This is a genomic window from Streptomyces nanshensis (assembly GCF_001751255.1).
Lineage (GTDB): Bacteria > Actinomycetota > Actinomycetes > Streptomycetales > Streptomycetaceae > Streptomyces > Streptomyces nanshensis_A.
The window spans coordinates 1-8,382 of record NZ_LJGW01000083.1 but is presented as its reverse complement, the minus strand read 5'-3'; the positions used below and the strand labels follow the sequence as shown (position 1 = coordinate 8,382).

Annotated in this window: 7 protein-coding genes; 5 read left to right on the top strand and 2 right to left on the bottom strand. The window is 72.1% G+C overall.

What is annotated here, in order from left to right:
• The coding region (locus tag AN218_RS04125) for an AMP-binding protein (RefSeq protein WP_141747449.1) at positions 1–1,032 on the bottom strand (1,032 nt) is incomplete at its 3' end.
• A gap of 428 nt (positions 1,033–1,460) precedes the next feature.
• Between AN218_RS04125 and AN218_RS04120 the strand changes: the two genes are divergently transcribed.
• Complete coding sequence (locus AN218_RS04120) at positions 1,461–3,431, top strand: SAM-dependent methyltransferase (protein ID WP_070015248.1); 1,971 nt, start codon at positions 1,461–1,463, stop codon at positions 3,429–3,431.
• A gap of 650 nt (positions 3,432–4,081) precedes the next feature.
• Here the strand turns inward: AN218_RS04120 and AN218_RS04115 are convergent.
• Positions 4,082–4,822: an IclR family transcriptional regulator gene (locus AN218_RS04115; RefSeq protein WP_070015247.1), complete on the bottom strand. Its 741-nt coding sequence runs from the start codon at positions 4,820–4,822 to the stop codon at positions 4,082–4,084.
• A gap of 571 nt (positions 4,823–5,393) precedes the next feature.
• Between AN218_RS04115 and AN218_RS04110 the strand changes: the two genes are divergently transcribed.
• From AN218_RS04110 to AN218_RS04095, 4 genes are all read left to right on the top strand, one after another.
• Entirely contained in the window at positions 5,394–5,789 is a 396-nt protein-coding gene (locus AN218_RS04110) for an SH3 domain-containing protein (protein WP_070015246.1), read from the top strand.
• Positions 5,790–6,065: 276 nt separating this feature from the next.
• Entirely contained in the window at positions 6,066–7,103 is a 1,038-nt protein-coding gene (locus AN218_RS04105) for a GNAT family N-acetyltransferase (protein ID WP_070015245.1), read from the top strand.
• Complete coding sequence (locus tag AN218_RS04100; protein WP_070015244.1) at positions 7,100–7,837, top strand: HAD family hydrolase; 738 nt, start codon at positions 7,100–7,102, stop codon at positions 7,835–7,837. The genes AN218_RS04105 and AN218_RS04100 overlap by 4 nt, the downstream gene beginning before the upstream one ends.
• On the top strand, positions 7,834–8,382 hold a 549-nt coding region (locus AN218_RS04095; protein WP_141747448.1), incomplete at its 3' end, for an MFS transporter. The genes AN218_RS04100 and AN218_RS04095, both read left to right, overlap by 4 nt.

Genomic DNA, 8,382 nt, shown 5'->3' with positions numbered 1-8,382 from the left:
GGCGACGACGCCGGGAGACAGCTCGGTCATCCCGTAGCCCGACCCGATCCACTCCAGCCCCAGCCGGGCGGCGCACGTGGCCGCCAGGTCCGCATCCAGCGGAGCCGCGCCGGACAGTGCGAAATTCACTGTCGAGAGGTCGTAGCTCTCCAGGCCGGGGTGGCTGGCCAGGGCGAGCACGATCGGCGGGGCGAGGTAGAGCACGGTCACGCGGTAGCGCTCGATCGTCGCCAGGAACCGGTCGAGGTCGAACGGCCCGTTGAGGAGGACGACCGTGGCGCCGGAGCGCAGCGGCGCATGCAGCAGGGAGGACTGGCCGTAGGTGTGGAAGAACGGCATGAGGCAGAGGATCACGTCATCAGGCCCGACCGGCAGCAGGACCTCCTGCTGGGCGAGGTTGGTGGCGATGTTGCGGTGGGTGAGCATCACGCCCTTCGGCAGCGCCGTGGTGCCCGAGGAGTACGGCAGGACGGCGAGGTCCCCGCCCGGGTCGAGGGTCACCTGCGGCTCAGGCGCGGTGCAGGTGAGCATGTCGAGGATGCTGCGGTACCCCTCGGTGCGGTCGCAGACGAAGATCTCCTCGACGCCTCCCACGCGCTTCGCCGCGTCCTCGGCCGTCGGCAGCAGCGCGGAGGCGGTGACGATCCAGCGGGCACGGGAGTCGCGCAGTTGCCTGGCCATCTCCTCGCCGGTCGAGAGCACGTTGAGTGTGGTGACGGTGGCGCNGGTCGAGAGCACGTTGAGTGTGGTGACGGTGGCGCCTGCCCGCGTGATGCCGTAGAACACGCCGGGCCAGACCAGGGAGTTGGGGCTGTGCAGCGCGACGACGTCGCCCTTGCGTACGCCGACCTCGGTGAGGGCGGCGGCGATGCGGCGGCTGTGGGCGTCGAGTTCGGCGTAGGTGACCGAGGCGCCGTCGGCCGCATCGACGAACGCGGCCCGCTCGGCGTGCGCGTCCGCGGAGCGGCCTAAGACGGCTTCGTGTATCGGGTCGTCGACGAGCGGGACGTCGGCGAACTCGCTGCGGATCATGCGCCCTCCAGGTGGTCGTCACGGTGGACACCGGTCGGCCGTGCAGTCCCCTGGGCAGGTGCGGCACGGTGATCGTGAGCAGGGTTGCATGCCCGGCAGCCGCCAGAACAGGGCGGCCAGTGGCTCTGGGCCGGTTCATAAGGTGGTAAAGGTGCAGCTCACGATTGAGACTCGGGGGGTTCTGCCTGTTGCCGCAGTGACGCAGTTGACGCGACCATGACCCTGCTCTTGGCCGAAAACCGGGCTCTGGGCTGGTTTTGATTGACGGATGGGCCTGGCTGGGGTAGTGGCCAACGCCACGGCGGAGGGGCTGCGGCGGCCGGGACTCAGGTAAGCGAACGACCGGGGGACGACATGGGTGTCGAGAGCCATCGCACCAACCGAACGGGCGGCGGGGCCCGTTCGGCGAGCAGAGGACGTGAGGGCTGGTGACGCACAGCCCGATGGACAGGCCGGACCTCCACCAGCACGCCCTGGGGGCGCTGCTGCGCGGGGACGTGGCGGGTGCGCGTGCGCACCTCGTGGAGGCCCTGCCGGATCTGCTGTCCGCCGGAGGCGCCCGCGTGGTCGTGCTCCGCAGCCGCCTCGGCGCCACCGCGGACGACGTGCGCAGCGTGCGGTCCCGGTGCCACCGCGCCCTGAAAGGCCGTGCTCTGGTCGCTCTGAGTCCGTGGGAGCGCCGGGACGTGCTGCTGGTGCACCCTGCCGGAGATCAGAGCGCCAGCGACGACCTGGCGCAGAGCCTGCGGCGGCTGTGCCCGCCGGAGGCGGGCATGCAGGTGGGCGTCGGCCGGCCTGCGCCGTGGGGGCACTTGGTGGAGTCCCACGCCACCGCGGTGCAGCAGACGACCCTCCAGCCCGTCAGCAGAGCCGTGCAGCGGCTGCGCGAGGCCGGGGTGCCGCCGCTGTGGATGGTGCTCGCCTCCGTGACGGAGGCGCGGGAGTGGGCGGCCGTCGTTACGCAGATGGTCGCCGACGCTCTCCGCAGCGAAGAGGCCCTCGCCGAGCTGCTTTTCGAGGGCGCGCTGACGCTGGGCCGGGGTCCGGCGGAAGCCGCCCGCGCGCTGGGCGGCGGACAGGCGAGGCAGCCGGGGAAGCGCAACGCGCTGAGCAGGCTCCCAGCAGTTCTTCAGCAGCACACCGAGACGGGGGGCACCCACGTCGATCGCGCTCTCCTGCACACCTGGCTCCGCGTGCAGGCCCTCGCCCCGGTCTCTCCTCGCCGGACCCTGACCTCGGCCCAGCGCACCTGGGAGAACGTCCGCGCACACGCCGACGTAGAGCAGTGGGCGGCCGATCTCCTCGGCCTGCTGGGCGACCGAGAAGAGGAGGACGCGGCCCTGCGCACCTGGTTCATCGAGGGCGGTACGTCCCCGGCCGCCGCTGTCCTCGGCTGTTCCGAGCGCACGGTGCTGGAGAGGCTGCGCCGGGCCAGCGCGGCGCTGGACCGGGACCTCATGCACTCCAAAGCCGATATGTACGAGGTGCTGGTGGCGCTCCTCGTCGAAGACGGCGAGGTGGCCCAGCGCCTGGTCGTCCACGACCCGGCCGCTCACGCCCTGACCGCCCGGTCCCGCCGCGCCTCACCCACCGCCGCGAGCAGCTTCATCGGCACGCGCTGGAGCGGCGTGCTCGCCCAGGAGTACGCGGAGGAGCACCAACGGGAGATCCAGCAGCGGGTCGGCCACAGTACGGACGTCGAGTTCTACAAGCGGCTCTCGGAGGTGATGCCGCTCGGCGACATCTTCAAGGCCATCCGCCGCTTCCGCCAGGCCGCGACTGAGTTGGCCGCGGCCTGGGGGATCGAGCAGATCGTCGATGTGGGATGCCTGCCGCCGGAGACGTCTCTGATGCAGGCACATGCCCCCCGCGCGCGCTGGGTGCTCGCGGACGACGACCCGTTTCTCGTCATCGGAATCGACGACGTCCTCGGGCTGCCGCCGCTCGACCAGTACGAGATCGAGGTCATGGCGATGGACCACGCCGTCCCCGAACGGATGCTGGCCGACCTCGCCGACCACCGCATCGACGTCAGCAGACCGGTCGCGCTGAACTACGGCAAAGGGTCCAACTTCTTGACGCCCTCGCTCGCGCGCCGCACGATCGACGGCCTGGCGCCCGGCAGCATGCTGATCATGGCCCAGCTCGACGAGTCGTACGAGGATCTCCAGGAGGGCCTGGAGATGATGCGGCGGGCCCTGGTGTCCGTCCCGGCCCGCCCGTTCCAGGAGATCAAGGAACTGTTCGGCGGCCTGCCGCTCGTCGACCCGACGCCCGGCAGTACGGAACTGGTGCCGGTCGAGGAGGGGCTGGTGCCGATCGGACAGTGGCGCGCGCACGACGCCCGGCAGGGGCATCCGAGCGTGTGCGCGGGCGTCGCCCTCGTCCCCCCGAAGTAACCCCTCCCGGCGTTACCCCACTTCGGCNGGTCCCCGGCCGAGACGTCTGCATCAGCCGGGCGATCTGCTCCGCCAGCTCCGCCGCGGCGTCCACCGCATCCTGCGGAGGGTGCGCCCGGCACTGCTCCGCCCCCGTCGTCAGCGCGCCCAGCGCGGCGTCCAGCTCTCGCAGAGCGGCCGTTCCGGTGCCGTGCGCGGCGTGCTGCCCGCTGCGGAAGAGGTGTCCCTCGGCGCGGGCGACGGCGGCCTCGGCTTCGGACCCGTGGAGGTAGGGCCGGAGCATGGAGTGGGCCGGGACGGCGTCGGCCAGCAGCTCGCGGGCGGCGGCAGCCCGGGTCAGCTCCTGCCGCGCCCGGCGCGACGCGTCGAGTACGGAGTACGCGACGGTGACGGCGCCGATGGCGAGTCCGACCGGCAGCGGCCACGCGCCGCGGCCGGGCACGGTGCCGGCCGCGGCGATGTACACGGTCACGGCCAGAGCACCGGCCCACACAGCGGCGAAGGCCGGCATGCGGCGCTCCCCGACGGGACGGACGCCCCGCCGCCGGGGGAGGAGGACGGATACGGCGTCAGACAGCGCCAGCCCGGCCACGATCGGGACGAGGACGGTGGCCGACGGGACAACGGGGATCATCAGGTGTCCTCTCGTATCAGGCAGTTCGCGCGGTCACGCGCGCGGTCAGGGCGTGGGCGGCGGCTTCGGCGGCCGTCGCCAGGACGTGCCGTACGTTCTCCGTGTCGTCCGGTTCCCGGCAGATGACGACGCTGAGCGCTCCGGTCATCGGCAGGCCCGGCCCGAGTACGGGCACCGAGACGGCCCACCAGCCTGTCGGGTGGATGCGGCCGACCACGTAGCCGGCGGCCCGGATCTTCGCGAGCTGCATTTGCAGCCCGGCGGAGACTCCCGTCCCGTAGCTGTGCGCGAGGATCACCGCGCCCGGCGCGGTGTGCGTCGTCAAGTGCGTGTCGGCGAGCAGTTGGGCGTCCGCCGGCGTCGGGCCGCTGTGCGCCAGGGCCCGCAGATAGTCACTGCTGGGGATCGCGCCCAGGCACGTGCGCAGGCCGTCCGGCGCGCGGGAGCCGTGCGCGACGACGGTCAGGCCGCCGGTCTCCCGATGTACCGTGCGCAGCGCCGCCGGTACGGGCGACGAGCCGCCGGGCTCGCCCTCCCCCGGCACCGCAGACGCCCATTCCCAGGCGCCGTTGACCGCACGCCGGACCAAGCCGACCGCCGCCAGGCCGGCGAGGTACCGGCGCACCGTCTCGTGGTAGCGGAACCCGGCGCCGCGCAGCGCCGCCATGCTGCCGCGCGGCGTCACGGGGCCGTCCTGGAGGGTCAGCAGCAGCGCGCTCATCCGCGTGGCCCGGTCACCCGACCGTGAGGGCGGCATTGAATCCTCCATTCCGCATGACGCACGGGTGCGCGGAATTACGTTCCACGCCTCTGGCATGTGCCATGGCACATCGAATTTCTATCGCGGCCCCCTTTCTCCGCACAGAAGACCGGCCGGTCTTTTTTTTGCTCAAGCGTCAACGGTGCCGGCTGCTCTCCGCACTTCGTTGCGGCATCTATGCAGGTCAATGCGGGTAGCAGTGGATGTGGACAGACGGCCGCCGCAGAATGTGATTCGCCGTCAGATGCACGGGAGGAAGGAGATCCGTGCACCGCCGCAGATCTTTCCTCCTCGCTTATGCATCGGAGGAAAACTCGCGTGCAGCGCCGCAATTCACATTCCCTGCGCGGCGTCCTACGGTCCTGACAGTCCGAGGCCGAACGATCGGCCCGGGAGTTGGGGACTGCGGTGCGGTTCCCAACTCCCGGCGTCGCAGGCGGACATGCGGTCGACCGCCGCACCACGACCGCGCCCGTACGGGCGCACACCCACGAGGAGAACGCGATGACCCCCACACCCACACACGTCCGCCCGGACCCGCCGGGCGGCAATCTGAGAAGGGCACCCCATGGGCACAACCACCGCTCTCCGGCGGGCCGCCGCATCTGCGGCCACCGCCGCGGCGATCCTCGGCGGCACGCTGTACGCCGCCCCCACGGCGTACGGCGACGACCACAGCCCCATCGCACCGGCGGCCTCCGCGTCCGCCCGACTGGTGAAGTGCAGCTCGATGTACGACGTCGCGAACAAGACCTACGAGGTCAACAACGGGGGCGCCCGGCTGCGGACCGGGCCGGGCACGTCGTACCGGACACGGACCGTGCTGAACGCCGGCCAGAAGGTCTATTCCGTCTGCCTCGACCCGCAAGGGAGCTATCCGAACTGGACATTCTGGCACAAGGTGCAAGTCCGCTCCGGCCACTTCAAGTACCGCTGGGGCTGGGTCCACGGGAGCACGATCTGACGGACTGACCTCCGCCTCGCTCTGACGGGCTGATGGCACGGCACAGATCCGAGCGCACCGAATCCAATACCAGGGAATTCGGCGCCGAGTGATTGAGCCCCCGTCAGCCATGGCGGGTGGCCGGAGATACCAGTTAGCTCCGGCCACCCGCGGCTTCTCACTCTACGGGTGCACCGTCGCCTACGCGATGGTGCGCCCGCATCGACCCCTCGGGGGATTCGCCATGCCTCTATCTGCCCTGCCCTTGCCTGCGGCCGTGCTCAGCGGGTGGTCGCGATGACATCTGTCCGTATTCTGCGCGGGCTCGACGCCCGCCGTTTCCTCGCCGCTCCCGATCACTGGCAGCGGCTCCTGGCCGATGACCGGTACGCGACGCCGTATCAGTCCTCCGCCTGGCTGTCGGCCTGGGCGGGGCATCTGCCGCCGACGGCCACGCCGCTGGTTCTCGTCGCGGAGGAGGCCGCGCGGCCGGTGGCCGCGCTCGCTCTGGTGCGGGAGCACCTCTACGGCCGCGGGCGGATCACGCCCCTGGGCGCGCCCACGGCCGACTACATCCGCCCGGTGGGGCGGCGGGCCGACGACATCGACGCGGTCAGCGCCCTCGTGGAGACCCTCGCCGGGTTCGTCCGTGACGGCGAGTCCGTACGCCTGTCCGACGTGCCGCTCTCCAGCACGCTCGGCTGGTACATCGCTTCTCAGCGGGAGTGGCGCCGCACCACTACGGACTGCGCCGCCGTCCGCCTGCCGGTGCACTACGGCCAGCTCTCGCGGGACACCCGGCGCTCGCATCAGCGGCGCCGCCGGGCGTGGAGGGACCTGGTGGACGGAGGGCACCAGGTCCGCATCGACCGCTGCTCCGGATCCGCTCTCCTGCCGGCCTGGGACATACTCCTCGACCTGCACCGCTCCCGGTGGGGCGCCCTGCCCGCCGCGGAGGCCCAGTTGACCGACGTGCTGACGCACGCGGCATCGTCCGGCGCCGCCTTCATCGAGGTCCTGCGCATGAACGGCGTACCGCTGGCGGCGCAGTTGTGCCTGACCCGCCATCGGTCCGCCTACAGCCTGCTGACCGCGATGAGCGACGGCTACCGGGACCTGGCGCCGGGGCACTGCCTGCTGCGGTGGCTCGCGGCCACCCTGTACCGCGACGGGTACGAGGTGCTGGACACCGGCCGGATCCGGCCCGAGGAGGGGCAGCGGCGCTACCGGCGGCAGTACGACTCCGTGATCGCCTCGACCGTGACGGCCGACCTCGTGCCCACCACTCCGGCACGGCGGACGCCGGCGGTGGCCACCCTTCAGGGGGCCGCATGAGCGCCCTGCACGTATTCGACCTGGACGGCGTCCTCCTGCGGGGCTCGACGGCCAGCCTGGAGATCGCCGCCGCGCTCGGCGTCCGCGACGTCGTCGCGGAGCTGGAGCGGCGCCAGGCCCGGGGAGAGCTCACCACGCCCGGTTTCGCCGCGGCGACGCATGCGGTGTGGCGGGGGTGCGGCGTCCCGCTCACCCCAGACGTGCTCGACCAGGCCCTGGGGAGCGCACCGTGGATCGGCGGGATCGAGCGGGTCTTCGCCGACATCCGCCGCCGCGGCGAGCGGACCGTACTGCTGTCCATGGCGCCGGCGTTCGCGGTCGAGCGGCTCCAGGCACGCTGGCGCCTCGATCACGCCCTCGGCCAGCCGTTTCCCGCCCTGCCCTTCGGTGACGAGCCGTACGATGTCGACGCCGCCCTCACCCCGTGGGACAAGGTCGGCGAGGTCAAGCGCCTCTACTCCGAGTACGCCCGTACGGACCCGCACACGGAGATCGTCGCGTACGGCGGTTTCGTCGGCGACGTGCTGCTCTTCCGCGCGCTCCCGGGCATCCCCCACCTCTACGGCCTCAGCGCCGCGGTCGCCGTCAACGCCCAGCAGCCGGTGGCAGATCCGTCGTACGACCTGCGCAGCCTCGCGGACGCGACGTACGACGGCGATGACCTGTGGGCCGCCTACCTCCGCGGCCGTCGCCTGATGCACCAGCCCGAGCCCGACCTGAAGGCGGCGTCATGAGCGCCGGGACGGGGGACGGCTGGGGCGCGGTACTCCGCGTACGGCACAGCTCCGGGCTGCTGATCGCCACCCTGGTCGGCAGGCTCCCGACGTGCATGGGGCCGATCGTGCTCCTCCTCGCCGTACGGGAGGCGGGCGGCGGCTACGCCTGGGGCGGCATCCTCGCCGCCGTCTACCGGCTCGCGATCGCCGTCGGTCAGCCGCTGATGGGCCGTCTCGCCGACCACCTCGGGCAGACGCTGCCGATCGCGGGCGGGGCGCTGATCTCCGCCATGGCACACGCCTGCCTCGTGCTGCCGCACGCCACGACAAGCCACGCCGGTCTGCTGCTGGTCCTCGCGGCCGGGCTCAGCGCGCCGCCGCTGGAGGCCGGGATGCGCGCTCTGTGGCCGCAGTTGGTGCCCGAGCACCGGCTGCCCGTGGCGTACAGCGTCGACAACGCCTTCATGCAGGCCGCGCACATCCTGGGGCCGCTGCTGACCGTCGCCTGTTTCGCCGCGGGCGGGGCCCGCGGCGCGCTCGGCACGATGGCGCTGCTCGGCGTC